This is a genomic window from Nitrospirota bacterium (assembly GCA_030684575.1).
Classification (GTDB): domain Bacteria; phylum Nitrospirota; class Nitrospiria; order Nitrospirales; family Nitrospiraceae; genus Palsa-1315.
Map to the genome: position 1 here is coordinate 156,831 of JAUXVD010000021.1, position 22,529 is coordinate 179,359.

Consider the following 22,529-nt stretch of genomic DNA (forward strand, 5'->3'; position numbering starts at 1 on the left):
AGCGGTGAACGGAATATAATGTTCACGGCAGCGTTCAGTTGTTCGCTCGCCGAGGCCTTGCTGAAGGCCTATTGAGCATCCGCACATCGTGTTGAACTCTATTCTGCTGTGGAGGACGTGGGGATGGAAGGATTCGCCGGCCTGCTCAGGCGGCGGCGGCGACTTTACTGGAGGATTTACCGGGCTGATCCGGTATCTGAGCCTGGACAAAAGCCAGCAGACGCTTATTCTCTTGGGCGGCTCGAAGGAACTTGAAGGCGATACCGCGAGGGCTCACAGAGCGGACCATCGCAGCCACTTCAAGAGGAAGATCACCTTCGCTCAACGCCAATTGCAGATAGAAAATGTCGTCCGTATGGACCAGGGTCTCGCTTTTGATGATACAGCCGCCCATCGAGAGATCGAGCACCGTTCCCTCACCACGGACCTTGCCCCCGGAAAACGAAAGATACAGCCGCACGGGAATCCTAAGGTGTTCACGGCGATCCATCGGATGCGTGGGCTGGTCCAGCCAAAGCCGAGATGCGAGAAACCGGTGACTGCACGACAGACATTTGAATGGCGCCATAAAAACAACTGCGGCGAAGTGCTCGCGGATCGATTGAGGGAGAGTCTGTAAGACAGCGTCTTTCTGACAACGCGGACAGTTCAGGATGCGGCCCATACTCATCGATTCCTCGTTATTCCTATGACACGGACTCGGCGAAAGACCGAGTCTTGCCTTGTCCACGGATAGATGATCTCCTCCCCGCTGTCAAGAAAACCTACGTTCCGTGCGAGCATGTCCTTGTGAGACAAGCCTGTTTATCCGCGAACCGCTCCATCTTTACGCACAGCGGCAGATGCCGCTCGTCCAGCCAGCATTCCCGTCGCCCAGGCCCATTGGAAGTTAAAGCCCCCGATGCGGCCATCGCAGTCAAGGATCTCGCCGACGAAATAGAGTCCCGGCACCAACTTGGATTCCAACGTCCGAAAGTTGATTTCTTCGAGGGGAACCCCACCCGCCGTCACTTCGGCGTAGTTCCAGCCACGATCCCGTTCGATGGGAAAGGGAAACTTGGTCAACGATTCGAGCAAGCGGTCCCGCTCCTTCCGCGGTAGTTGGGCAATGGTCGTCGATGGCTCGCATCCGACGTGATGAATGACCGCCTCTGCGAATCGTTGGGGCAGCCGTTGCGCCAGCGTCTTGACCAGTGAACGTCGTGGATTGGCTTGCATCTGCTCCATGAACCACTGCCGCACCTGTTCCTGGGTCTGACCGGGCAGGAAGTTCCCATAGAGGGCCACGGCTTCTTTATGTTCCTGTGCCAGGCACCAGAAGCGACTCGCGTCCATGACCACCGGCCCACTGACCCCGAAGTGGGTCCAGAGCAAACTCCCCGTCCGGCAGTCGACGGTTCGTCCCTTCACCATCGTGGTGAGCTCGACCTCGTGCGAGAGACCGGAGAGTGTTGTGTGAAACATCGTATCGGCGAGCACCAGTGGCACGAGCGCCTGGGCGGTCGCCGTCACGTGATGGCCAAGTCGGCGAGCAAGGCTATACCCAAATCCGTCACTCCCCGATTTGGGAATCGATTGGCCTCCGGTCGCCAGAACGACTCTCCTGGCGTGGGTCTCTCCCTGCGAATGGTGAATGATAAACCCTGAGTCCTGGGCACCAACCTGCTCGATGTCCGTCACGCGGTGGTTCGGCAGAATCGCCACCCCGAGGTGACGACATCGCTCAACAAGCGCGTGCAGGATGGTCCGTGATGTATCGGTGACCGGGAACAGCTTCCCCGTCTCTTCACATTTGAGTTCGACCCCTAACGAGGCAAACCACGTCACAGTCTGTTCAACAGACAGCGCGGCCAGCACATTCTTGATGATGTTGCGATTACCGAAGAAGTCGGTGGGAGTCACCACCTGATGCGTCACGTTGCACCGTCCACCGCCAGAGATCAGGATCTTCGCCCCGATGGTCTTCGCCCCATCGAGCACGGTGATCTTCAGGGGAGGATCATTTTTCGTTACCGTCTCGGCTGAAAAGATCGCAGCCGCCAGTCCAGCGGCGCCTGCACCGATCACCACCACGTCATGTCTATAGTCATGTATCGACATTAGAGAGTTTTAACTGCCAGTTAACACCCTGTTAATCTTGCAATGCTAGAGTTCCGTCCGTGAATGAATGATCGATGCTTCGGAAATGGAATACATGACAGTAGGAGGTGGGCCGATGACTTGTCAAAAATGCAAAGGTCTGATGGTGAAAGAATGGCGACCGGATTTCTCGCAGGAAGTGGCCGTGCTCCGCTGCATCAATTGCGGCCTGGTCCTTGATCCCTTGATTGCGCAGAATCGTACCACTCTCGCGCGCCCGAAGCAGCGGGTCCTGGACGCTGCGTGATGGTGTGTTCGAGATCATGAACCAGTTCGGTCGGTGCGGACGACTTGCCGACCCGACCGAATTGGGCAGGTGTGGACGTTGCGCTCGTGGTTAGACCGAAAACTCCGCCCATAAGAATGTATGATCTGAGGGGTCTTTTGCTCGCCGCGGCTCAACGTCCACTTCTACCCTGATACAATGTTCCGCCAGCGGAGCCGTCGCCAGAATATGGTCGATGCGCCAGCCTCTATTCGCTTCCAGCGAAGCGGGCGCTCGATAATCCCAAAACGTATATTGCTGACGGTCTGGATAGAGCTTCACGAACACATCCTGAAACCCCCAGGCCAACGTCTTCTCATAAGCCCGCCTCGCATCCTCGTGATAACAGACATGCTTAAGATGCTTCTCGGGGCTATGCACGTCCATCGGACGCGGGGCGACGTTCATATCGCCGCACCAGATCGCCGGCTTGTCCGGGGACAGATGCTTCTCGAAATACTTCTGAAGTCGATCGTACCAACCCAGTTTGTACTGATACTTGGGTGAATCGATCTCGAAGCCCTGGGGCACGTAGGTATTGATGATGGGAATACCCTTGATCACCACGCGCAGGAGCCGCGCATCCTCCGCATCGCCTCCATCATCGAACCCGTACGCCACCGATTCAGGTTTGTCACGGCTCAAGATCGCGACGCCGTTGTAGGACTTCATGCCCCGATAGGTGATTTCGTATCCTGACTCCGCCAACGCCAGCAAGGGAAACTCGCTGTCCTGGACCTTGGTTTCTTGAATACAGAGCACATCGGGCTTCTGCCGAGCCAGCCAGTCGAGCACGATGGGCAGACGCTTGCGGAGAGAGTTGGCGTTGAAAGTCGCGATTTTCATGCGCTGTTCCAAGGACGATAGTCAGGCGCCGCATCCTAACAAAAGGCCCACTGGGGAACAAGGCGAGAGCGCCGCGACCCTCTTCGCCTCGCGCTAAATGCCGTCCGACAAAGAATGGCCCCCGGAGGAACAGCTCCCGGGGGCCATGGATACGACAACCGACAGAGGTCTCGCGCTTAGTGACCGGCGGCTGGAGCCGGAGCGGCTGCGGGGGCTGGCATCGCGGCCTTCATGTCCTGGCCAGCGGCTTTCATCTCTTGTCCCATGGATTGGCCGGCGGCTTTGACTTCTTCGCCCCTGCCCTTCACGTCTTCTTTCTTCGACTTCATCTGGTCCTTCGCTGCCTGACGCTTGGCTTTCATCTCCTCTTTGCGGGCCTTCATCTTTCCCTTCATCTCTTCCTTCTTACCCTGTACGTCGGCTTTCATCGACTCTTTCTCGGCCTTCACATCGGCCTTCATCGAATCCATCGCACCTTTCATGGCATCATCGGCCATGACCAGCGAGCCGGCTCCAACCAGGCACAACAAGGCAACGGACGCCACGATCAACTTCTGCATAGGAGAACCTCCTGGGAATAATAGTGGATAGGGCTTGCGTCTTGGCAAGGGAGTAAGCAGCCTGCACTCCTTTGTGAAACCTGTAACGGGTTCGAGCCTGTGAGCCGGTCAACTCCTGGATGTGGTCCAGTCGAAAGTCGGCCATCTTGTGTGATGCACGACGCCTCCAAGTTACTTCACCCCTATGCCCAGAGCCTCTTCTGGCCATCTTTTCAATTCACTCGTCCGTTCTGCTCAAGTTTTGGTCCTGAAACAACCGATAGGAAACGTTAGGACATAGTGGGAGAACAAATATGGCGCAAGACGGTACGTTGATCGTGGATTCTGACATTACGAACGAGGTTCGCACGCTGGTACATTCGCAACTGCGCCCGCTCTTCGATCCACAGGCCAATTCAATCCCGGCCCTACGGGCGACCTGCCAGAAAATCCTCAATATCAGCGGAGACACTTCCAGCCCCGATGCCCTTGCAGAAGTCGTCAGCCGAGACCCGGGGTTGACGTGCAAAGTCCTGCAGATTGCCAACGGAATCGCCTACAGTCCGCAACACACCATTACCTCCGTCGCGCATGCGGTCTCATGGCTCGGACTGGATACGGTCCGTACGCTCGTAGCCACCGTTCAACTGATGGAGCAATTAGAGCATCAACCGGATCGTCGACCACTCTTGGGACGCCTGATCGCCAAAGCACTCTTTGCTGCCGCACATGCCTCTGAACTCGGCGTGGCGATGCAGTATCCTCAACCAGGTCAGCTATTCAGCGCCGCTCTCCTCTACTCCTTCGCCGATCTGGTGATCGCGTACCAAACGCCGGAATTGTTTCAAGCCCTCACCGCTGCGCGGACGCCGGAGGATGAAGCGAAGATTCTCGGCGTATCGAGAGCTCGGTTCGCCACGGCTCTGGCACAGACGTGGATCCTGCCTGCCGGCCTCATGGATCTGATCGGTGCCCCGATACCCACGGCAAAATCCCGATGGCTGACCAGTCAACAGCTGTTTGTCGGGCTTGTGGCTGGCTCGAACCAATTGATCACCGCGATGGCCGATTCGCCTGACCCCGGCGTTGCCGATCTCTTTCGCCGCACACTTCAACGAGGCACGGCCTTGACTGAACCGGTCCTGCAGGACGCCTTCACCCGTGCGTTCGACAAAGGCAGACAGCTCTCCCGTTCGGTTGGAATCACCGAAATCGTCATCACTCAAGCGTCGTCTCCTGTCACGGTACCGCTGGCGGTATTACCCAACAGTTCGCCGGACGGCCACACCGCTCCACCGATTCAAACTCGTCCCCTGGAAACACTGCAACAGTTCCAAACCTCCTTGCAGGCGGCCAAAGATCTCAACAACCTGTTATCGGTCCTGGTGCATACCCTGCACGACGGCGGCGGCTTCACGCGGGTGGCCCTGGCACTGTTGAATCCAGGCGACACAGATCAACTGCTCGGCCGAGTCATCGTGGGGGTCGACCCACCGGATCGCTATCTGGCTAGCTTTTCAGGATCGCTCAATGCTGAACACCCGCTGTTCTTGCATGTGCTGAAGGGACAAGACCCCTTCTTATTCTCGAAGGCTTCCTGTGACGAGGCTCGCTCTCTGAGCTCGGTGTTCAGCAAGACGTGGCGCTCTTCGTCAGCCGTTCTCGCCCCCATCCGTATCGGCATTCGACCGATCGGACTCCTCTACGGCGATCGCGGACCCGATCCCAACCACGTCTCGCCGCAAGATCTGCAATCCTTCCAATTGTTCTTGGGTCAAGCGATCCTTATCCTTAACCGGCTGGCCGGAGTACTCTGACCAATCTAAAGCGTTACATGTGATGTGTGAAACGAGGGTCTGCCGAAAAAATGCAGCCCCGCGGGCGGAACGGCATGTCTTGGAACAGAAGTGAATGCTCTCGCAGGCGGCTCAAACGGCCCACCAGCAAGGCCGCAGACGCTGAGCGCACCGGAGGCGTAGCCTCCTGGCTACGTTGAGGATGTGTTCGAGGCGAGAACGACGCTGGCGGGCTGTTTCAGCAGCCTGCTAGCTGGTTGGAGCGGATGCGGTGAGATACCGGCGCAGAATCGCCTGTTCAATCCTCGATCGTCCACGGTCCGGTGCCGGGAATCGAAGCACCAGCTGGATACGCCCCGCGTCGGTGAGTTGAATGGTAATACGAGGCTCCGGCGAGGGGGCTTCGAGGAGCGTGGTCTGCTCCAGCAATTTCATATGCCGGCCAGCTTCTTCCATGAACGGAGCGCATTCTGCCTTGGCCGCGTCGAGCAAATGCCGTTCGGCATCCCGCCATTCGTCCTTGTCTTTGAGCGGCACCGTGAGAATATAGAGCCCATACTCCTGGCCGGGATTCTCTTTGACCAAGGCATTCGTAAACAGCAAGCTGTTCGGAAATACCGTCACACGACCGGTATAGAGATGCGACACCAGGCCCGGCCCGATCTCGAGGAGCTTGGTCGTAAAGACGTCGTGATCTAAGACGACGCCCCGATGGCCGGCGATCTGAATGCGATCGCCCACCGCATAGACCTTCCCGCCTACCCGCAGCGCCGCCCCGCTCAAGCAGAGGATGAGTTCCTTCGTCGCCAACACCAGCGCGGCAGCAAGCGCCACGAGGGAGACGGCAAAGGCTTCGAGTTCGTGCGCCCAGATGACGACCAGCCCCACCAGTAACGCGAAGACCACGGTATTGCGGACCGAGACGACGCCTCGGCGTTTCGCTTCCATCGAGAGAGTCGGGTTCCTCGAAATCGCACGAACGATCAAGGTCCGGATGATGAGAAGGGAGAGCAGCCACAGAATGGACTTGAGCCCGTCGAGCACGACTGAACTATCGATGTGCGGTAGCCACGTCAAGATGGAGCCCCGCACCTACCCGTTAATCGGCGTTGAGGAGATCTTTGGTTCCCGGCATACATTCTTCGCGTTTCCATTGTTTCAAAATCTTCTGTTCGTTAAAGATCAGCGTGTAGCGGTAGCAATACAACATGGCTTTGGGACCATCCGGGCCGGCCTTCCCGATTAAAGCGCTCGCTTGCTGCACCGCATCGCCCAGGCCGGAAAAGCTCACCGAGGCCAACTCCTTGTCGCCGATCGGCACGCGATAGGTCCAGACCGAATCCCCTCCGAGCGCCGGATTCTTCGCCGTATGGGGTGGCCCGAATTTTTCGACGACTTCGTCTTGCGTGAGCCGATCTACGCCCTTCTTGAAATAGCCGTCGCGCCAAGGACCCCCACAGGACAACATCATCCCTGCGAGAAAAAACATCCCCACTGTGAACAAATGCCGCCGCACTAATGTCATGACTTAGGCTGATCCTTGAGTTCTTGCATCCGCTTCAGCGAGCAATAGAGCGCATAACCCTGAGCCAACATGCCGGTGGCGAGCAAGCCCAGCGCGGTCTGCAACCACTGTGCGCCCGTTTCTTCCAGCCCATAGATCCCGATGACGAATCCAAGTGCGATCGCCACGATCCCCACGAATCGCGCGATCATTCCGTTCATGCGCCAGTTGATAGGAGCCGGCTCGTGCTGCATGTCCATGGGGGGGTACGCTACACTGGATGGCGCAACCGGTTCAACTCCGTGTTGCACGAATCGTTCTGGCGCGCACCTCCAGCAAGGCCGCCTCGTCGGCATGCCCTAACTTTCGCAGAGCATTCGCCAGGTCCTCCAGCGTCTTCGCGACCTCTGGATGAGAAGGCCCCAGCGCCCGCTCTCGAATCGCCAAGGCTCGACGATACAGCGGTTCCGCTTGCTCCGGCTGCCCTTGAGCTACGTGCAAACGGGCAAGAATCAAGATACTCAATGCCACGTCGGGATGGTCGAGGCCCAGGAGCTTCTCTTTGATGGCCAACGCCCTCGCCAGCAAAGGTTCCGCTTGGGCATATTGACCGTACATACGATGAAGGATCCCCAAGTTAGTGAGCGTGGTTGCGACATCAGCGTGAAATTCTCCATGCACGGCCTGATAAATTTTGAGCGCCTGCAGATACACCGGCTCCGCCTCCACATACTTCCCTTGACCGGCATAGACTTCCGCCAGCTGTGAAAGGCTCACCGCCACGCGTCGATCTTCCAGACCGAACTCTTCTGCTTTACGCACCGCCAGGAGAAGCAGCCGTTCCGCATCGGCATAATTGCCCTGCTGGATGGCCTGCTGCCCTGCCGCCATCGTCGACTCCCAAGTCTGTTGCTGGCACCCAGACCAGGACAGGAGGAGACTGAGCGCGAGCACATAGAGCGTCTTCATTGTGCACCCACCCGTTCGACAATGGCTTCCGCCGGATAGGTCACGATTTCCGCCAGCGTGGGATGGTAATGCGGCATGCGAAGAAGGTCGGCTGCGGTCCCACGGTAATACATCACCGCGATTAGTTCGTGGATCAATTCACCCGCCTCCGGACCGACGATCTGCGCGCCGAGAATCTCACCCGTCTGTGGCGCACAGAGAAGTTTCACGAACCCATGCCTGGCCCCAAGACAGAGCGCCTTCCCATGATCGGCAAAAAGATAGGAGGCGGTGAGATAGGGAATCCCTTCGGCCTTCGCACGCGACTCATTGAGTCCCAACACCGCGACCTGCGGATCGGTAAAGACCACTTCTGTATCCAGACGATGATCGATCGTCTTCGCCGGTTGATCCGCATGTGTCGCGTTGTACGCCGCAATTTCTCCTTGCTGAATGGCGAGATGCACGATCGGGGTCAGATCGTTCACATCGCCCACGGCATAGATATGCCGTTGCGACGTCCGCATGGCGGCGTCGACCACAATTCGCCCGCCGTCGACAGTCACGTCCGCCAGATCGAGTCGGAGCCCTTCGATGTTGGGCCGTCGGCCCAGGGCCTGGAGAATCTCTGCACCGACGTACGATTGTTCCCATCCGGCTTTCATCACCCATACCCTTTTCCCTGCTGTGTCACTGGTCACCCGCAGCAACTGCGCGCCCGTGACGACGTCGATGCCTTCATCGATCAAGGCGGCTTCCAACGTGCGGCCTACATCCTCGTCCATTCCCGAAACCAGCGTGCGTCCCCGCTGAATGATCGTGACCTTCGTCCCTAGTCGAGCAAAGAACTGACCGAGTTCGAGAGCGACGGCCCCACCGCCCAGGACGATCAACGACTCCGGTAAGGTCCGAAGATCCAGGATCGTATCGCTCGTGAAATATCCAGCCTGGGCCAAGCCTGGAGTCGGCACCTCTCTGGGCTTCGACCCTGTGGCCAGGATCACCGAACCGGCCGACAAGACCCTGCTGCCGATGGCAATCTCGTGGGGAGACTGAAAGACCGCCTGCGTTTGATAGAGTGTGAACTTCGAATCGTGAAGCTGCTCAATGCGATAGTCCGCAAACTCCCTGACCAGACGATCCTTCCGATCCACGATCGCCGAGAGATCCGCCCGAACCGAAACCGGGGAAAGACCGAACTCTTTCGCCCTCCCCAACAGGGCCGCCACGTCAGCAGACCGCAGGATGGCTTTGGTCGGCATACAGCCACGCAGAATACAGAGCCCTCCGAGCGGACCCTGATCGACAATCGCCACGTCGGCGCCGGCATCGCGTGCCGTTCGTGCCGCGGCATAACCAGCCGACCCGCCGCCGATAACGACGACATCATGTGCCTTGCGCATGGAAACCGGACTCTGTGAATTCATGGTATCTTCCCGCTATATATAGTAGTACGTCAGGAAGGAAGGATACACGATGGTGCAGCCTGGTCGCTATCGGCACTATAAGGGCCCAGAATATGAAGTGCTGGGGGTCGCGCGACATTCCGAAACAGAAGAGGAATTTGTCGTCTATCGTGCGCTCTACGGCGAAGGCGGTCTCTGGATTAGACCGGCAACCATGTTTCTGGAGACGGTGACCGTTGACGGTCAACCTTGCCCGCGGTTCGAGCTCATTTCTCCCATCTAGCAGGATGCTGAGCTGTCCGAGCTTAAGTACTTACCGCTAGCCTCCGATAAAGACGTTACGAGGTCAGCTATGGCTATCATTCCAGCGGTCAGTGGCATCGCCAGTATACATTCTACGCTACCGGTATCCTCACGCCCACCGGCCACTCAGGCGAGCACGGCCGATCGCGAGCATCGCTCAACGGAGCAGGAGGGCCAGAACGCCGACCATTCGTCACGCCTAGCTCAGCAGGCCTATCAGCAACAGGCCCATCAAAGCTCTCTCCCTAAACCGGCGCTCCTGGCTCAGGACTTGATGACCTCGCCCGTCACATGGCTCCCGTCCGACAGCGCCCTGCTAGAGGCATGGACGGTCATGAAACGCAAAGGCATCCACCACCTTCCCGTGACGTCGATACATGGCACCCTGGTCGGATTGGTATCGGACCGCGATCTGCTGCCCTACGCACATGAGTTGGAATCTTCCGGCTCGCCGGGGTCCTCTGCCGGGCAGACACTCGCACAGGTCATGAGCAATCAGGTGCTGTCCGCCACCCCCACCACAGAGCTCCAAGAAATTGCCCGTATCATGCTCAGTGAACATGTGACCGCAATTCCCATCGTCGACAACTTACGCCACCCGGTCGGTATCCTGACCACCAGCGACATTCTCCGCGCCATCGTCCATCGAAGCCCGATCGAACTCTGGACCTAGCCGACCCTCAACAGCCTGACTCCTCTCCACAGACGCTCAAATCTCCACATACGCGCTGTTGCAAGCCCTGAGGCAGCAGTGATAGAGAAGTGGGCGCATGAATTGGGTCAATCAGTTCTACAGCCTACCCGTCACAATCCTGTTATCCCTTGTATCTCTATTCGTGATCAGCCTGCTGGTTTGGCGCAATGCCGGGCGCGGAGTCATCCTCGGTCTCTCATTGTTCCTCTACCTACGCTATATGGTGTGGCGTGGGATCTACACCATTCCTGACGAGACCCTCACCGCGATGGTTGTCGGCTGGACGGTATTTCTGGCTGAGCTCTACGGACTCTTTCAATATGGCTTCTTTGCCTATCAGGTGTGGTCCCCTCTCGACCGCACGGCTCCTCCTCTGACGACCATTCCCACCGTCGATATGATGGTGACGGTGGTCCATGAGCCCCTCGACATTCTCAAGCGGACGCTGGTGGGCTGTACCCATCAGGAATATCCGAAGGACCGATTCAAAGTCTATGTGCTCGACGACGGCCATCGCGATGAAGTGCGCGAGCTGGCCGCATCGCTAGGCTGTGCCTACCTCCGGCGCCCAGACCGGCCGCTCCATGCCAAGGCCGGCAATATCAATCATGCCCTCACGCAATCCAACGGTGAATTGGTCGCGATGTTCGATGTCGACCACGTCCCGTCGACGTCGTTCCTCAAGGAAACGGTCGGGTTCTTCCAGGACTCGAAGGTCGCCTTCGTCCAGACGCCGCATCATTTCTACAACCCGGATATTTTTCAACGGAACCTCCGCCTTGAGCAGGAGCTCAAAAACGAACAGGCCCTGTTCTTCCGCATGGTGCAAGCCGGACGCGATCGTCATAACAGCGCGTTTTTTGCAGGCAGTAGCGGCATTTTCCGGCGAGCCCCGCTCGAAGAAATCGGAGGTTTCCAGACCCAAACTATCTCCGAGGATCTCCACACCAGTCTCATTCTCCATTCCCGCGGCTATCAGTCCCGGTACTTAAATAAGGTCTTGTCGGTCGGGCTGATGCCGGAAACGCTCGAGGGTTACCTGAAACAACGAACCCGCTGGGCCATCGGCTCCATGCAAGTGCTCCTGCGCGATAATCCTCTCACGATACGCGGGCTCACCATCGCGCAACGGATCGACTACTTCGGGTCGATCTTCTATTTTTTCTTCGGCATCCCGCGCGTCATTTGTCTGTTGGCCCCGCTGGCGATGTTATTATTCAACGTCCCCCCGTTGAACGCCGATCTGTGGCCCATGGCCGTCATGTTCTTTTCCTTCTTCGTCGCCTCGATCGTGGCGATGCGCACCGTCAGCCGCGGCTCGCGCAACGCCTTTTGGTCCGACATCTACGAGATGACGATGTGCTTTGCTCTCAGCGAGGCGGTGCTCAAGACCTTGCTCTTCCCTTGGAAGGCACAGCCCTTTATCGTCACGCCGAAAGGACAGCAGGTAGCAAAGAGTGCGCGTCGCGAACTCGCCCTGGTCTGGCCGCACCTACTTATTTTTGGATTGCTCGTGATGGGTATCACGCTAGGGGCGCATCATTGGTGGCAAGCCGGATCGACGTCGGGACTCGGCATCAGTCTCTTCTGGGGCTGCGCAAACCTGTTCCTGTTGACCATCGCGTTGTTGGTCGCCAGTGAACAATCGCAAGTGCGGCGCATGTTCAGGATTCCCCGCACCTTTACCAGTGAACTGCAGGCCGGCAATCAACTCATCCCTGCCACGACCATCGACATCAACGAGACAGGGGTGGCATTACGGGTTCGTCATCCCTTGTTCACCCAACTAGATTCCGCATCCGTCCTTTTCACGACTCATTCCGGCGAGCGGCTTCAGCTGAAAGGCCGGATCGTGCGACAAGAGCCCACCGTAACAGGTGACGTGGTCGTCGGAATTCAGTTCATGAGCATGGATGATCATGCGATGCAGGCCTTACTGGTCACCATCTTCAGCGAATCCTCCCATTGGAATATGGCCACCCTGTTCAAGCCGAGCGCGTCACACAGCTTGCACTCTCTGATTAAGGCGTTGGCGGTGATGTGGAGCCCGCTCGTCTCCAGACGGCGGCAAATTCCGCGCGTCTCGTTCCGCACTCCCTGCCGGGTGGATACCATTCGCAATTCGTTCGAGGGGACCACTCGCGATGTTTCCTACCAGGGCCTTTCCGTCGAATTTCCCCCGTCTCTCCAGGAGTCGCTTGTCGGCGCAATCCTGCACCTCCAGGGCGTGACGCTGAAAGTTTTTCCGGTTGAAACAATCGCCAGACCCGGTCACACCTTTGTTCGATTCCGTATCGACCATATCGAGGTTGGTGAGGAACGGTGGCGTGACTTGCACACGGCATCATGGCAACGCTCATAATTTTCTGCACACATGACGTTCTGCATGCCTATCGTGCAGTTCCAGATTGCGCATACCAAGCCCCACGAGAAACGATGGCATAACTTGCCCCATGCACACCGGTGCGCGACATACGCCTGACATCTCGCGGATCTTTAACGTTGGGCCTCAAGGAGGAACAAGAATGTTGGTGCGTCTGACACGACTCGTATTGGCGGCCTGGATCCTGGTCAGTCTCCCCTTGGCAAGTGAGGCGGGAGACACCTTTACGGGATTTCAGATCGATAATAAGAGTCAGTACTTTGGCTATCTCGGCGTCAGGACGCCACTCGTGAAAACCCCGGGAGGCCCAGACCTGTTCGTCCAAGTCATGACCGCGGGGCTAGGCTACCGCATCAAAAACAACGGGCAACTCCTCGACGCCAACGTACAATTCGTCGTCCCATCTCTCGGGATCAGCAACACCATCGGCAGGTGGACCGTCTCGGCGCTGGCAGGTCCCCAACTGCGCCGGATTGAAGAGTCACGACCGAACACGAATGCCTCTATCGATCATCAGATCGGCGCCTACGGACAAGTGGAAGCTCTGTATTGGCATGAGAAGGGAACCTTCCACGCCATCGGGTCCTATGCCGACCTCGACAACTTCTTCTGGGGTCGCCTGCGGGGGAAGCTTCTGGCCCATGAATCTGCGACAGCTTGTTGTTCGACCTACGTCGGGTGGGATCTAGCCGGGATGGGCACTGTGGGTTTCCGGTCCCTGCAGACGGGCCCTCTGGTCGAAGTTCCCGTCGGGAAGGTATTCTTGCTCGTCAAGGGCGGCTATCAGCACAGCACACCCTTCAACAGCGGCGCCTATGGAGGGGTCGAGGTCTACTTCCCGTTCTAGCCGGCCTTCAGGACAGTGGGGTCCAGCGCGAAAATGTTGCGGCTTGCCCGATTCGCGTTCCCTGCTCGTCGAGCACGTTCCATACAATCGCCTCTTCCACGAGGAATCGACGGCCCGTGGCTGAAATCCTGACGCCGCGGTACTGATCGTTGTAGCCCTGCTCCTCCACCACGCGTAGCATCCTGGCCCGCTCCTCTCGATTCACCGGCTCAGCCGTCTGCCTCGACGGGGTGCGGGTCAATTGCTCCCAGGTCATCTCCCAGAGATCGAGCGCCGCATGATTGCCATAGTTCAAGATCGGGTCCGCTTCCATCCCATGCGAGACCACGACAAAAGGCGCGGAGAATACGCGCTGAGCCTGTTCTGAGAGGGTCCCCTCGCGAGCGAGGAGTTCCTGGCCGATCCAATGATGGAAACTGTCGAGAAGCCGTTGCGACCAGGTGATGATCGAGCCGCGTGCCCAGATTGGATCAACCACGATGTATCCTACGCTCCCCGATGAACAGACGGAACCTGCCGCCTCACCGCCGTCCCAATACCACCTCTCCGAGGTGGTTGCAAGACAGAGGGTCATCGCTGGCGAGAGTTGGCTTTACCAATGGCCGGTCGGGGCAGAAGACGATGTTCGACAAGGCGGCAACTGCAGAAGGCCATCTGGCTGGTACTGGTCCTCACCCAGACGATAGGAGAGTGGCACAACGCGCAATCGAGAGACTGCGGATCTCGCTTGATAGTCCAGCGAGGGATGGTAATGGATTCGGGGTTGATCGTCGGTTCATCCATCACCTTCCTATCGGCGGAACGATCAGAAACCTGAAGCCTATGCCCGACTGACAATTCTGTCCCTGGTATGCTGCCAAACGCCTATGTATAATGGTCTTCTTTCCGAAATTTGGTCCAGGCAGCATGACGAGGAGTATGTGATGGCCGCTACAACATTATTCGACAAAATTTGGGAGTCCCACATCGTCCGCGCAGAGCCGGACGGGACCACCCTGCTCTATATCGATCGTCAACTCGTCCACGAAGTGACCTCGCCGCAGGCGTTCGAGGGACTCAAGATCTCAGGCCGCAAGCCTCGACGTCCCGGTGCCACATTGGCCGTTCCGGACCATAACGTCCCGACGACCGACCGGAGCGTGGGGATTGCCGATCCCCTCAGCGCGATACAGATCAGGACCTTGGAGGAAAATTGCCGTGACTTCGGCATCACCCTCTTCGGCATGAACGACATCCGCCAGGGCGTGGTACACGTGATCGGACCAGAACAGGGCTTTACCCTTCCAGGGACGACTATCGTGTGCGGCGATTCCCATACCTCGACGCATGGCGCGTTCGGCGCCTTGGCCTTCGGCATCGGCACCAGCGAAGTGGAACATGTGCTGGCCACCCAATGTCTGGTACAGAAACGACCCAAGACCATGGAGGTCCGCGTCGACGGCACGTTGTCGGAACTCTGTTCGGCCAAGGATGTCATTCTTGCCATCATCGGCAAGATCGGCACAGCCGGCGGAACCGGCTATGTCATCGAATACACCGGTTCGACAATCCGCGCCCTCAGCATGGAAGGGCGCATGACGCTCTGCAAGATGTCGATCGAGGCCGTAGCACGGGCCGGCATGGTTGCGCCGGACGAGAAGACCGTCGCGTATATCCAAGACCGTCCATTGGCTCCGAAGAGCATGCTGTTCGACCGGGCGGTACAAGCCTGGCAACACTTCAAGACCGATGCGGGCGCAGCATACGATGTGACCGTCACGATGAACGCCGAGGACATCGCGCCGCAAGTCAGCTGGGGCACCAGCCCCGGGATGGTCACCGGCATCGATCAACGGGTACCAGACCCACGGACGATCACCGATATCAACCAGCGTCAGTCGACTGAGCGGGCGTTGGAATACATGGGCCTCATCCCGAACATGCCCATTACCGACATCAAGATCGATACCGTCTTCATCGGGTCCTGCACCAACTCGCGCATCGAAGACCTCCGCCTTGCGGCCCAATTGGCCAGAGGCAAGAGCGTCGCCACGGGAGTCCGGGCAATGGTCGTGCCTGGCTCGGGCCTCGTGAAGCAGCAGGCCGAACAGGAAGGACTCGACCGCCTGTTCAAGGACGCAGGCTTCGAGTGGCGGGAAGCCGGCTGCAGTATGTGCCTGGCGATGAATGCCGACGTGCTTCAGCCGGGAGAGCGCTGCGCTTCGACCAGCAATCGAAATTTCGAAGGACGCCAGGGAGCTGGCGGTCGCACCCATCTCGTTTCTCCGGCCATGGCCGTCGCGGCCGCCGTCGAGGGACATTTCGTTGATATCAGAACCTGGAAATAGAGGACCTATGCAAGCCTTTACCACCCTGACCGGTCTGGTCGCACCGCTGGACCGCGTCAATGTCGATACCGATCAAATCATCCCGAAGCAGTTTCTGAAGACGATCAAGCGGACCGGGCTCCGCGAAGGCCTCTTCTACGATTGGCGGAAGCGGAAGGACGGGTCGCAGGATCCCGCATTCTTTTTGAATCAGCCGCGCTTCCAGGGCGCCACGATCCTCCTCACGCGCGATAATTTCGGCTGCGGGTCGTCGCGTGAACATGCCCCCTGGGCGCTCCTCGATCAGGGATTCCGTTGCGTCATCGCTTCGAGCTTTGCCGACATCTTCTACAATAACTGCTTCCAGAACGGCATTCTGCCCATCGAGTTGAAAGCCGACGAGGTCCTCGCCATGATGAAGGACGTCCTCTCGACGCCGGGGTACCAACTGACGGTGGACCTGGGAAATCAGACGGTCACGACCCCGAACGGCACCAGCTGCCGCTTCGACATCGATCCGTTCAGAAAAGATTGCCTGTATCGCGGCCTCGACGCCATCGGCTTGACCTTGCAGCATGAACCGGCTATCGCTGCCTACGAAGCTCGACGGAAGACCGAGGCGCCCTGGTTATTCGCCGACCTTCGTTCGTGAACTGAGAAGATTGCCACATGAATCTCTGGCGCCCGAAACTCATACTGATGATGTTCCTGTTTCTGGGGGCGGCCTATCTGCTCGCGGCCTTCAACTACAGCTATTCCGACGGGAACCGAGCCGGCTACATTCAGAAATTTTCCCACAAGGGCTGGGTCTGCAAGACCCATGAAGGGGAGTTGGCCATGACCACGGTGCCTGGCGTGGCCCCGATATTGTGGAACTTTTCAGTCTGGGATGAGAAGGTGGCGGCACAACTCGCGCAGATGATGGGAAAACGATTGATCCTGCACTACAAAGAATATCGCTACATCCCCACGACCTGCTTCGGCGAAACCGCCTATTTCGTCGATCGCGTGGAGCTGCAAGAGTAACGTTTGTTCGCACGCCTCATATCCATCGCTTCTTTCTGAAGGCCACCAGCATGCCCACCCCCACCAGAGCCATGACGCCCAATACGGCTGGATAGCCCCACTCCGACCTCAATTCCGGCATATGCTCGAAATTCATGCCGTAGATACTGGCGATAAAACTCAAGGGCATGAAGATGGTCGTGATGACCGTGAGCACACGCATCACGGCATTCAACCGATAGCTGACGCTGGAGAGATAGATGTCCAGACTCGCGGAGACCATTTCGCGAAGTGTTTCGATCGTATCGATAATCTGCACGACATGGTCATACACGTCCCGTATGAAGACCTTGGTGCCCTGCTCCAGAAACGGGCATTCCGACCGGGAGAGATTATTCATGACATCGCGGAGCGGCCATACGGCGCGGCGGAGAAAGAGCAGTTGCCGTTTCAACGCATGGATTTCCCGCAACGTTTCCGGTGTTGGGTCCGTCACGACGATGTGCTGTAAGGACTCGATCTTCTCACCGACCGCTTCCAGCACCGCAAAATACTGGTCGACGATGGCGTCGATGAGCGCGTAGAGCAAATAGTCCGCCCCCGCCTGCCGGAGCCGCCCCTTGCCGGCACGGAGCCGTTCCCTGACCGAGTGAAAGACATCGGGTCCGCTTTCCTGGAAGGACAGCACAAAATTTCGGCCCAGCACGAGACTCACTTGCTCGACCAGCACATCCTGACGATCATTGAGCGACAACATCTTCAGCACCACGAAAAAGTGCTGGTCGTAGTCATCGAATTTCGGCCGTTGATCGGTATTGGCAATATCTTCGAGAAGCAAGGAATGGAGCTGAAACTGTTTCCCGAACGATTCCAGGATCTCCATCTTGTGGACGCCCACGACATCCACCCAGGTGACGGACGCATCGGTCGGCGGCGCAAGCCCGTCGAGCGGCGGGTCTTGGCGTTCGTCACAGCGAGTACCGGCGTAATTGAAGGTCGCAATCGTGACCTTGCCTGTCTTGTTCTCGCCGATATGGACAAGGGTGCCAGGGGGAAGCCCCGTCTTTCTGGATCGTTTTGTCACTAACTTCATCGAGAGAGACCTCCCAAGACCCTCTGCTTGTACGATGGTTCGCTCTACGGGTCAAGGGGAGGGTCGGACGGGGCTCCGCGGACGGTCTTTCCCCTTTGCCGCTGCCGTGAGAACTGTTACTCTTTCCGCTCAACGTTACGAGGCCTGGAACATGGAACAAGAATTAGCCCTATTGGTCGAAGCGGTCCGGAAAGCCGGCGCGAAAGTCCGTGAATTGGTTAAGGATGGATTCGAGGTCCAAACGAAGCCGGACCGTTCGCCGGTTACGACGGTAGACCATGAGGTCAACCGCATCCTGCACGAAATGCAACGCCGTGAGTTTCCACAGGATGGATGGCTCTCGGAAGAATCCCCCGACGATCCGGCACGCCTCACGCATCAACGCGTCTGGATTGTGGACCCCATCGACGGCACCAAAGCGCTGATCAATCGGCTGCCGGAGTTTACCATTTCTGCCGCGCTGATCGAACGCGGCATCCCGATCGTCGGCGTGATCTTGAATCCCTCGACCGACGAGCTCTTCACCGCGGTGCGCGGGGGCGGTCTGTATCTGAACGGCTCACGCGTCACCCTCTCGCCTCCTCGTGATTTCAATGCGGTCATCATGATCAGCGGGAAAGATTTCGGGACCGACCGATGGTCGGCACTCGGCGACACGACTCGATGCCGTCCTATCTACTCCATCGCCAATGCCATGGCCTTAGTGGCGGCCGGTCGCGTGCGGGCCGCGTTTACGGTCGAGCCCATGAACGAATGGGACCTCGCGGCCGGAGTCCTGCTGATTGAAGAGAGCGGCGGCACCGTCAGCGATGCGGCAGGAAATCCTTTGATGTTCAATCAGCCAAAACCAACCCTTCGTGGCGTCATCGCTGTAACGGCTGCGGCCGATGAGGGTCTGCGCGCCATGCTCCAAACCCAGGCTGACCAGGCCCGGTCTCAACCTGAGAATAAGCGAACCGCTCCATGACCATCGCTCTGCTGGGAACCGGACTATTAGGTCGAGCCATCGCCGAACGACTCCAGTCCGTCGGCCATTCCGTCACGGTCTACAATCGAACCGAAAGCAAAGCGCGCCCTCTCCAGGACTGCGGCATCACCGTGGTCACGAGACCAGAACAGGCCGTCTCCCAAGCCGACTCTGTCATTCTCATGCTGGCCGATATGGCGGCAATCCGTGCCGTCCTCCTGACACCAGCCTCATTGGCAGCACTCCGCGGCAAAACCGTCATCCAGATGGGAACCATTGCGCAGGAAGAAAGCTTGATCGTGCAGGCCGAGGTCGAACAAGCCGGCGGATGGTATTGCGAAGCGCCGGTGCTGGGAAGTCTTACCGAGGCGAAATCCGGAACGCTCTTCGTGATGGTCGGCGGAACCGAAGATCAGTTTGCCCAATGGCTTCCGCTGTTTCGTGATCTGAGTCGAGAGCCTCGCTTGGTCGGCCCTGTCGGGCAGGCCGCAACCCTGAAGCTCGCGCTCAATCAGTTGATCGCGGCGGAAATAGCGGCCTTCGCCCTGAGCCTTGGACTCGTCCAACGGGCCGGTATTCCCGTGGACACCTTCATGGCGATCTTGCGGGAGAGCGCCCTGTTCGCTCCAACCTTCGAGAAGAAACTACCACGACTCCTGTCGCGGGACTATCAGCACCCAAACTTTTCCACGCGCCATCTCATGAAGGATGTGGAACTCTTCCTGAAGGAAGCCGCTGGTTACGGTTTAATCACGAGTGGTGCGGAAGGAATCAAGCCGGTGCTGGAGCAGACGATTGCGCTGGGACTAGGCGAAGCCGATTACGCATCGATCTATGAAACGGTCAACCCAAAAACATAGCAGGAGGCTGAAGCAGTCCGCCTACGGCCTTCCTCTTACTGGTGAGGTGAGGAGTCTCGATGTTTTCTTACGGTGCCGGTGGCGTATCGCTCAGGCTTGCCTGCGAGTCCTTTTTGGTGAGATGGAACGTCCCGCCCTTTTGAGTCGGCGCACGATCTGTGCCGATTCGGCTATACCACCAGTTGCCCTCGCCTTCTGAAAAATCAGGCGAAAACTCCACGGTAAATCCACCATCCCGGTCATTCTCCTTCTGAAACCACATGCCATGCCAGGTATGACCGACGAGCGTCAGGGTCTCGAATCGCCCATCCTTCCAGTCATAGCGACCATTGCCCTGCTCATCCAATATCAACCGGACAATCGCTCCGTCGACATATTCCCATTCACCGGCAAGGACCTGGCGGTCTTCGGACTGATCGGACGTCGATGGAGAAAGAAAATCCGACACAACAGCCCGATGCACCATCGGCTTGTCACATCCAGACGCGAGTAATGTGCAGGCGAGCAAGAGAGGGGCTGCGATGTATCGCGAAAGCATATGGTCCTTTCAATGAATGAGGCCTGTTCCTACTTACCACTTGAGGACGAGACAGACAAGCCGTCAGGCAAAATGGGTGCGCAGGAACAATCCTGAAGGCTGTTCCTATCCGAGTTGCGCGAGCCGCCTGCACGCGTCATCAATATCGGCATCGATTTTTGCATAGCTGAATCGAATAAACCGACTCCCTTCAGTTCCTGAAAAGAAGGCTTCTCCTGGCACACCAGCCAGGCCGATCCTGTCCAACAGATGCATCGCCCGGTCCTTACCGGTGTTACCTGGCAGACGAGACGCATCGGCCAACACATAGTACGCGCCCTGCGGAATTGAGGGCGTCAGACCGGCCTTGGCCAAGGCTTGGCAGAAACGATCTCGTTTTCGTTGATAGTCGCGTGCCTGATCGCGATAGAACGAGTCAGGAAGTTCCTGGATGCCGACCGCAACTCCCGCCTGCAACGGTGTCGGGGCGCAGACGTATAACAAATCGTTCATGGCTCCGATGGCCTGAGCCCATCGCGCTGCCGCGACGCTGTACCCAATGCGCCAGCCGGTGATGCTGAACGTTTTGGAGTATCCGCCAATGGTAATCGTCCGGTCGGCCATGCCCGGTAATGTGGCAAGGCTCACATGGGCACGATCGTCATACAAAAAGTACTCGTAGATTTCGTCGGTGAACACGAACAGGTCGTGCTGTTGAACAATCGCGGCAATGTTCTCCATTTCTTGCCGGCTGAACACTTTGCCGGAAGGATTGCCGGGCGAGTTCACGATGATCGCTTTGGTGCGGGGCGTGATCGCACGCTCGACCTCAGCTACGGAAAACGTCCAGTCGGGCGCTTGCATCTTGACCAGCACTGGAACGGCCTCAACCGCCAGCAACGCACTGATATGATACTGATAGTAGGGTTCGAACAGGACGACTTCGTCGCCTGGGTTGAGCAACGCCAAGCAGGCAGAATGAAACGCCCCTGTGGCTCCCGCGCTGACCGTAATGTCCGTTTCCGGATCGGCTACGATGCCGTTGTACTGCGCCAGCTTCCTGGCGAGCGCCTGTCGCAATTCGGGCAAACCGTCGAATCGCGAATACACATTCTTCCCTCGTTCCAGGGCCTGCGCTGCAGCTCGAATCACCACCGGTGGAGCCGGCGTGTCGCAGACTCCCTGTGCCATATTCAGACCTTTTGCCTGCACGCAGGCTTGGGTCATCGCTCGAATTTCTGAATGGGCTAATATTGCCATCCGCTGGTTGATCTGCCGTCTCATCATGGCATTGCTCCTCGTTCAAAGAATCTCACTTGTCGCAGAGCGGTTCCAGGCAGGTCAAGCGCCTTTTCTTTGCAGCAGGCAAAATAGCCGAGACGGGGATACGACCGAAAATCGAATGTATCGGGTACTCATGGCAGCAATGGGATATCCTACGTTCATGGTGCGGCCCCCCTTCCGAGTTACTCCACTTGAGGAATGCAGGTCGACAACGAATCCGGTAGAGTTGTTTCATCGTCGAAGCAACAAAGTTACCACTGATCGAAAGAAAGGAGGTGTTCCGTGGCCACGCAAGACCCCAGATCTGGACGAGCGGTACTCTCCGATCACGAAGCCGCAATGGCGGAACGCCGAGGCCGCCGTCTTAACCTGAGTTGCCGCCTGTTCTTTTTCGGAGAAGATGACTTTGAAGGGGAAGCGACGATCCTCGATCTCTCCACCGGAGGCTGCCAGGCGACCTCACTGACCGAAGTGCAGGTTGGCACGACGCTCCGCCTGTCCCTCTTCCTGCAAGATCAGGAATGGCCTGTGCGCATCGATGAAGCCCTGGTCCGGTGGGTAAAGGGGACGGCCTTCGGTCTCGAATTTACAGAAATCCGATCGGCCCAACGAGAGCGCATCCGTGCCTTGATCATGAAAGCCAAGCTCTAACAGGCCGCTAGCCCAGGGCATCTATCTGCAGTAACGACCCCCTCTTTCCTCGCCGTAATCAGGACGCCTCCCCCTTACCTTATCGCTCTTCGTCACAACCTCATCATTGCGCACAAGATCCGTGACTCCTGAATCGCCGGTCACGCAGAACGACCAATGAGAAAATGCACGTTCGA

General features: G+C 57.9%; 25 protein-coding genes. 12 read left to right on the forward strand and 13 right to left on the reverse strand.

Translation table 11 applies throughout. From position 1 onward, the window contains the following. Positions 1-145: 145 nt before the first annotated feature. Together Q8N00_15985 and Q8N00_15990 are read right to left on the reverse strand one after the other, a co-directional pair. On the reverse strand, positions 146-670 hold the full coding sequence (locus tag Q8N00_15985; GenBank protein ID MDP2384291.1) for a PilZ domain-containing protein: 525 nt from the start codon (positions 668-670) through the stop codon (positions 146-148). A 134-nt stretch (positions 671-804) separates the two neighbouring features. Then, complete coding sequence (locus Q8N00_15990) at positions 805-2,100, reverse strand: NAD(P)/FAD-dependent oxidoreductase (GenBank protein ID MDP2384292.1); 1,296 nt, start codon at positions 2,098-2,100, stop codon at positions 805-807. Positions 2,101-2,215: 115 nt separating this feature from the next. Here Q8N00_15990 and Q8N00_15995 point away from each other — a divergent pair, with 115 nt between their 5' ends. Further along, entirely contained in the window at positions 2,216-2,386 is a 171-nt protein-coding gene (locus Q8N00_15995) for a hypothetical protein (GenBank protein MDP2384293.1), read from the forward strand. A gap of 90 nt (positions 2,387-2,476) precedes the next feature. Here Q8N00_15995 and xth read toward each other — a convergent pair whose 3' ends face one another. After that, the gene (xth, locus tag Q8N00_16000; protein ID MDP2384294.1) at positions 2,477-3,250 is read right to left on the reverse strand and encodes an exodeoxyribonuclease III; all 774 of its coding nucleotides are present in this window, start codon (positions 3,248-3,250) and stop codon (positions 2,477-2,479) included. A 176-nt stretch (positions 3,251-3,426) separates the two neighbouring features. Continuing rightward, positions 3,427-3,810, reverse strand: a complete 384-nt coding sequence (locus tag Q8N00_16005; GenBank protein MDP2384295.1) for a hypothetical protein — start codon at positions 3,808-3,810, stop codon at positions 3,427-3,429. Positions 3,811-4,103: 293 nt separating this feature from the next. On the opposite strand from Q8N00_16005, the gene Q8N00_16010 reads away from it, so the two are divergent. Beyond that, positions 4,104-5,606, forward strand: coding sequence for an HDOD domain-containing protein (locus Q8N00_16010; GenBank protein ID MDP2384296.1), 1,503 nt, complete (start codon positions 4,104-4,106; stop codon positions 5,604-5,606). A gap of 228 nt (positions 5,607-5,834) precedes the next feature. Here the strand turns inward: Q8N00_16010 and Q8N00_16015 are convergent, their stop codons facing one another. From Q8N00_16015 to Q8N00_16035, 5 genes are read right to left on the reverse strand one after another with little or no spacing between them, the layout of a single operon-like run. Beyond that, on the reverse strand, positions 5,835-6,662 hold the full coding sequence (locus Q8N00_16015) for a mechanosensitive ion channel (GenBank protein MDP2384297.1): 828 nt from the start codon (positions 6,660-6,662) through the stop codon (positions 5,835-5,837). A gap of 22 nt (positions 6,663-6,684) precedes the next feature. Next, positions 6,685-7,110 carry a hypothetical protein gene (locus tag Q8N00_16020; protein ID MDP2384298.1) on the reverse strand — a complete coding sequence of 142 codons (426 nt, stop codon included), beginning with the start codon at positions 7,108-7,110 and terminating at the stop codon, positions 6,685-6,687. Next, positions 7,107-7,349: a hypothetical protein gene (locus tag Q8N00_16025; GenBank protein MDP2384299.1), complete on the reverse strand. Its 243-nt coding sequence runs from the start codon at positions 7,347-7,349 to the stop codon at positions 7,107-7,109. Before Q8N00_16025 ends, Q8N00_16020 begins: the two co-directional genes overlap by 4 nt. Positions 7,350-7,383: 34 nt before the next feature. Continuing rightward, a complete protein-coding gene (locus tag Q8N00_16030) occupies positions 7,384-8,058 on the reverse strand; it encodes a tetratricopeptide repeat protein (GenBank protein MDP2384300.1) in 675 nt (224 codons plus the stop codon). Further along, positions 8,055-9,464: a dihydrolipoyl dehydrogenase gene (locus Q8N00_16035; GenBank protein ID MDP2384301.1), complete on the reverse strand. Its 1,410-nt coding sequence runs from the start codon at positions 9,462-9,464 to the stop codon at positions 8,055-8,057. Before Q8N00_16035 ends, Q8N00_16030 begins: the two co-directional genes overlap by 4 nt. A 49-nt stretch (positions 9,465-9,513) precedes the next feature. Here Q8N00_16035 and Q8N00_16040 point away from each other — a divergent pair, with 49 nt between their 5' ends. The 4 genes from Q8N00_16040 (at position 9,514) to Q8N00_16055 (ending at position 13,670) form a co-directional block, all read left to right on the forward strand. Next, positions 9,514-9,726 carry a DUF1653 domain-containing protein gene (locus Q8N00_16040; protein MDP2384302.1) on the forward strand — a complete coding sequence of 71 codons (213 nt, stop codon included), beginning with the start codon at positions 9,514-9,516 and terminating at the stop codon, positions 9,724-9,726. A gap of 69 nt (positions 9,727-9,795) precedes the next feature. After that, positions 9,796-10,419: a CBS domain-containing protein gene (locus Q8N00_16045; GenBank protein MDP2384303.1), complete on the forward strand. Its 624-nt coding sequence runs from the start codon at positions 9,796-9,798 to the stop codon at positions 10,417-10,419. Between the two features lie 97 nt (positions 10,420-10,516). Continuing rightward, complete coding sequence (locus Q8N00_16050) at positions 10,517-12,802, forward strand: glycosyltransferase (GenBank protein ID MDP2384304.1); 2,286 nt, start codon at positions 10,517-10,519, stop codon at positions 12,800-12,802. A gap of 163 nt (positions 12,803-12,965) precedes the next feature. Then, complete coding sequence (locus Q8N00_16055; GenBank protein MDP2384305.1) at positions 12,966-13,670, forward strand: hypothetical protein; 705 nt, start codon at positions 12,966-12,968, stop codon at positions 13,668-13,670. Positions 13,671-13,677: 7 nt separating this feature from the next. Here the strand turns inward: Q8N00_16055 and Q8N00_16060 are convergent, their stop codons facing one another. Continuing rightward, positions 13,678-14,148, reverse strand: coding sequence for an MEKHLA domain-containing protein (locus Q8N00_16060; GenBank protein ID MDP2384306.1), 471 nt, complete (start codon positions 14,146-14,148; stop codon positions 13,678-13,680). Positions 14,149-14,593: 445 nt separating this feature from the next. Between Q8N00_16060 and leuC the strand changes: the two genes are divergently transcribed. Genes leuC through Q8N00_16075 form a run of 3 tightly spaced genes read left to right on the forward strand, consistent with a single transcriptional unit; the run spans position 14,594 to position 17,002 of the window. Further along, a complete protein-coding gene (gene leuC / locus Q8N00_16065; GenBank protein MDP2384307.1) occupies positions 14,594-15,997 on the forward strand; it encodes a 3-isopropylmalate dehydratase large subunit in 1,404 nt (467 codons plus the stop codon). Positions 15,998-16,004: 7 nt separating this feature from the next. Then, a complete protein-coding gene (gene leuD / locus Q8N00_16070) occupies positions 16,005-16,628 on the forward strand; it encodes a 3-isopropylmalate dehydratase small subunit (GenBank protein MDP2384308.1) in 624 nt (207 codons plus the stop codon). Between the two features lie 17 nt (positions 16,629-16,645). Continuing rightward, a complete protein-coding gene (locus Q8N00_16075) occupies positions 16,646-17,002 on the forward strand; it encodes a hypothetical protein (protein ID MDP2384309.1) in 357 nt (118 codons plus the stop codon). A 16-nt stretch (positions 17,003-17,018) separates the two neighbouring features. Here Q8N00_16075 and corA read toward each other — a convergent pair whose 3' ends face one another. Continuing rightward, on the reverse strand, positions 17,019-18,074 hold the full coding sequence (gene corA, locus Q8N00_16080; GenBank protein MDP2384310.1) for a magnesium/cobalt transporter CorA: 1,056 nt from the start codon (positions 18,072-18,074) through the stop codon (positions 17,019-17,021). A gap of 151 nt (positions 18,075-18,225) precedes the next feature. On the opposite strand from corA, the gene Q8N00_16085 reads away from it, so the two are divergent. Beyond that, positions 18,226-19,041 (forward strand): 3'(2'),5'-bisphosphate nucleotidase CysQ, encoded by an 816-nt coding sequence (locus Q8N00_16085; GenBank protein MDP2384311.1) that lies wholly within the window; start codon positions 18,226-18,228, stop codon positions 19,039-19,041. Next, positions 19,038-19,901, forward strand: a complete 864-nt coding sequence (locus tag Q8N00_16090; protein MDP2384312.1) for an NAD(P)-dependent oxidoreductase — start codon at positions 19,038-19,040, stop codon at positions 19,899-19,901. The genes Q8N00_16085 and Q8N00_16090 overlap by 4 nt, the downstream gene beginning before the upstream one ends. Positions 19,902-19,968: 67 nt before the next feature. Here the strand turns inward: Q8N00_16090 and Q8N00_16095 are convergent, their stop codons facing one another. Continuing rightward, positions 19,969-20,439, reverse strand: a complete 471-nt coding sequence (locus tag Q8N00_16095) for a hypothetical protein (protein MDP2384313.1) — start codon at positions 20,437-20,439, stop codon at positions 19,969-19,971. Between the two features lie 105 nt (positions 20,440-20,544). Next, a complete protein-coding gene (locus Q8N00_16100; protein MDP2384314.1) occupies positions 20,545-21,702 on the reverse strand; it encodes a pyridoxal phosphate-dependent aminotransferase in 1,158 nt (385 codons plus the stop codon). Between the two features lie 282 nt (positions 21,703-21,984). On the opposite strand from Q8N00_16100, the gene Q8N00_16105 reads away from it, so the two are divergent. After that, entirely contained in the window at positions 21,985-22,353 is a 369-nt protein-coding gene (locus Q8N00_16105; protein MDP2384315.1) for a PilZ domain-containing protein, read from the forward strand. Positions 22,354-22,529 lie beyond the last annotated feature (176 nt).

Coding starts and splice junctions, on each gene's coding strand:
- Q8N00_16025 (MDP2384299.1), bottom strand. CDS start 7,349: ATGGACATGCAGCACGAGCCGGCTCCTATCAACTGGCGCATGAACGGA.
- corA (MDP2384310.1), bottom strand. CDS start 18,074: ATGAAGTTAGTGACAAAACGATCCAGAAAGACGGGGCTTCCCCCTGGC.
- Q8N00_16045 (MDP2384303.1), top strand. CDS start 9,796: ATGGCTATCATTCCAGCGGTCAGTGGCATCGCCAGTATACATTCTACG.
- Q8N00_15995 (MDP2384293.1), top strand. CDS start 2,216: ATGACTTGTCAAAAATGCAAAGGTCTGATGGTGAAAGAATGGCGACCG.
- Q8N00_16030 (MDP2384300.1), bottom strand. CDS start 8,058: ATGAAGACGCTCTATGTGCTCGCGCTCAGTCTCCTCCTGTCCTGGTCT.
- Q8N00_16040 (MDP2384302.1), top strand. CDS start 9,514: ATGGTGCAGCCTGGTCGCTATCGGCACTATAAGGGCCCAGAATATGAA.
- Q8N00_16010 (MDP2384296.1), top strand. CDS start 4,104: ATGGCGCAAGACGGTACGTTGATCGTGGATTCTGACATTACGAACGAG.
- Q8N00_16085 (MDP2384311.1), top strand. CDS start 18,226: ATGGAACAAGAATTAGCCCTATTGGTCGAAGCGGTCCGGAAAGCCGGC.
- Q8N00_16075 (MDP2384309.1), top strand. CDS start 16,646: ATGAATCTCTGGCGCCCGAAACTCATACTGATGATGTTCCTGTTTCTG.
- leuC (MDP2384307.1), top strand. CDS start 14,594: ATGGCCGCTACAACATTATTCGACAAAATTTGGGAGTCCCACATCGTC.
- Q8N00_16035 (MDP2384301.1), bottom strand. CDS start 9,464: ATGAATTCACAGAGTCCGGTTTCCATGCGCAAGGCACATGATGTCGTC.
- Q8N00_16055 (MDP2384305.1), top strand. CDS start 12,966: ATGTTGGTGCGTCTGACACGACTCGTATTGGCGGCCTGGATCCTGGTC.
- leuD (MDP2384308.1), top strand. CDS start 16,005: ATGCAAGCCTTTACCACCCTGACCGGTCTGGTCGCACCGCTGGACCGC.
- Q8N00_16020 (MDP2384298.1), bottom strand. CDS start 7,110: ATGACATTAGTGCGGCGGCATTTGTTCACAGTGGGGATGTTTTTTCTC.
- Q8N00_15985 (MDP2384291.1), bottom strand. CDS start 670: ATGAGTATGGGCCGCATCCTGAACTGTCCGCGTTGTCAGAAAGACGCT.
- Q8N00_16005 (MDP2384295.1), bottom strand. CDS start 3,810: ATGCAGAAGTTGATCGTGGCGTCCGTTGCCTTGTTGTGCCTGGTTGGA.
- xth (MDP2384294.1), bottom strand. CDS start 3,250: ATGAAAATCGCGACTTTCAACGCCAACTCTCTCCGCAAGCGTCTGCCC.
- Q8N00_16050 (MDP2384304.1), top strand. CDS start 10,517: ATGAATTGGGTCAATCAGTTCTACAGCCTACCCGTCACAATCCTGTTA.
- Q8N00_15990 (MDP2384292.1), bottom strand. CDS start 2,100: ATGTCGATACATGACTATAGACATGACGTGGTGGTGATCGGTGCAGGC.
- Q8N00_16100 (MDP2384314.1), bottom strand. CDS start 21,702: ATGAGACGGCAGATCAACCAGCGGATGGCAATATTAGCCCATTCAGAA.
- Q8N00_16090 (MDP2384312.1), top strand. CDS start 19,038: ATGACCATCGCTCTGCTGGGAACCGGACTATTAGGTCGAGCCATCGCC.
- Q8N00_16095 (MDP2384313.1), bottom strand. CDS start 20,439: ATGCTTTCGCGATACATCGCAGCCCCTCTCTTGCTCGCCTGCACATTA.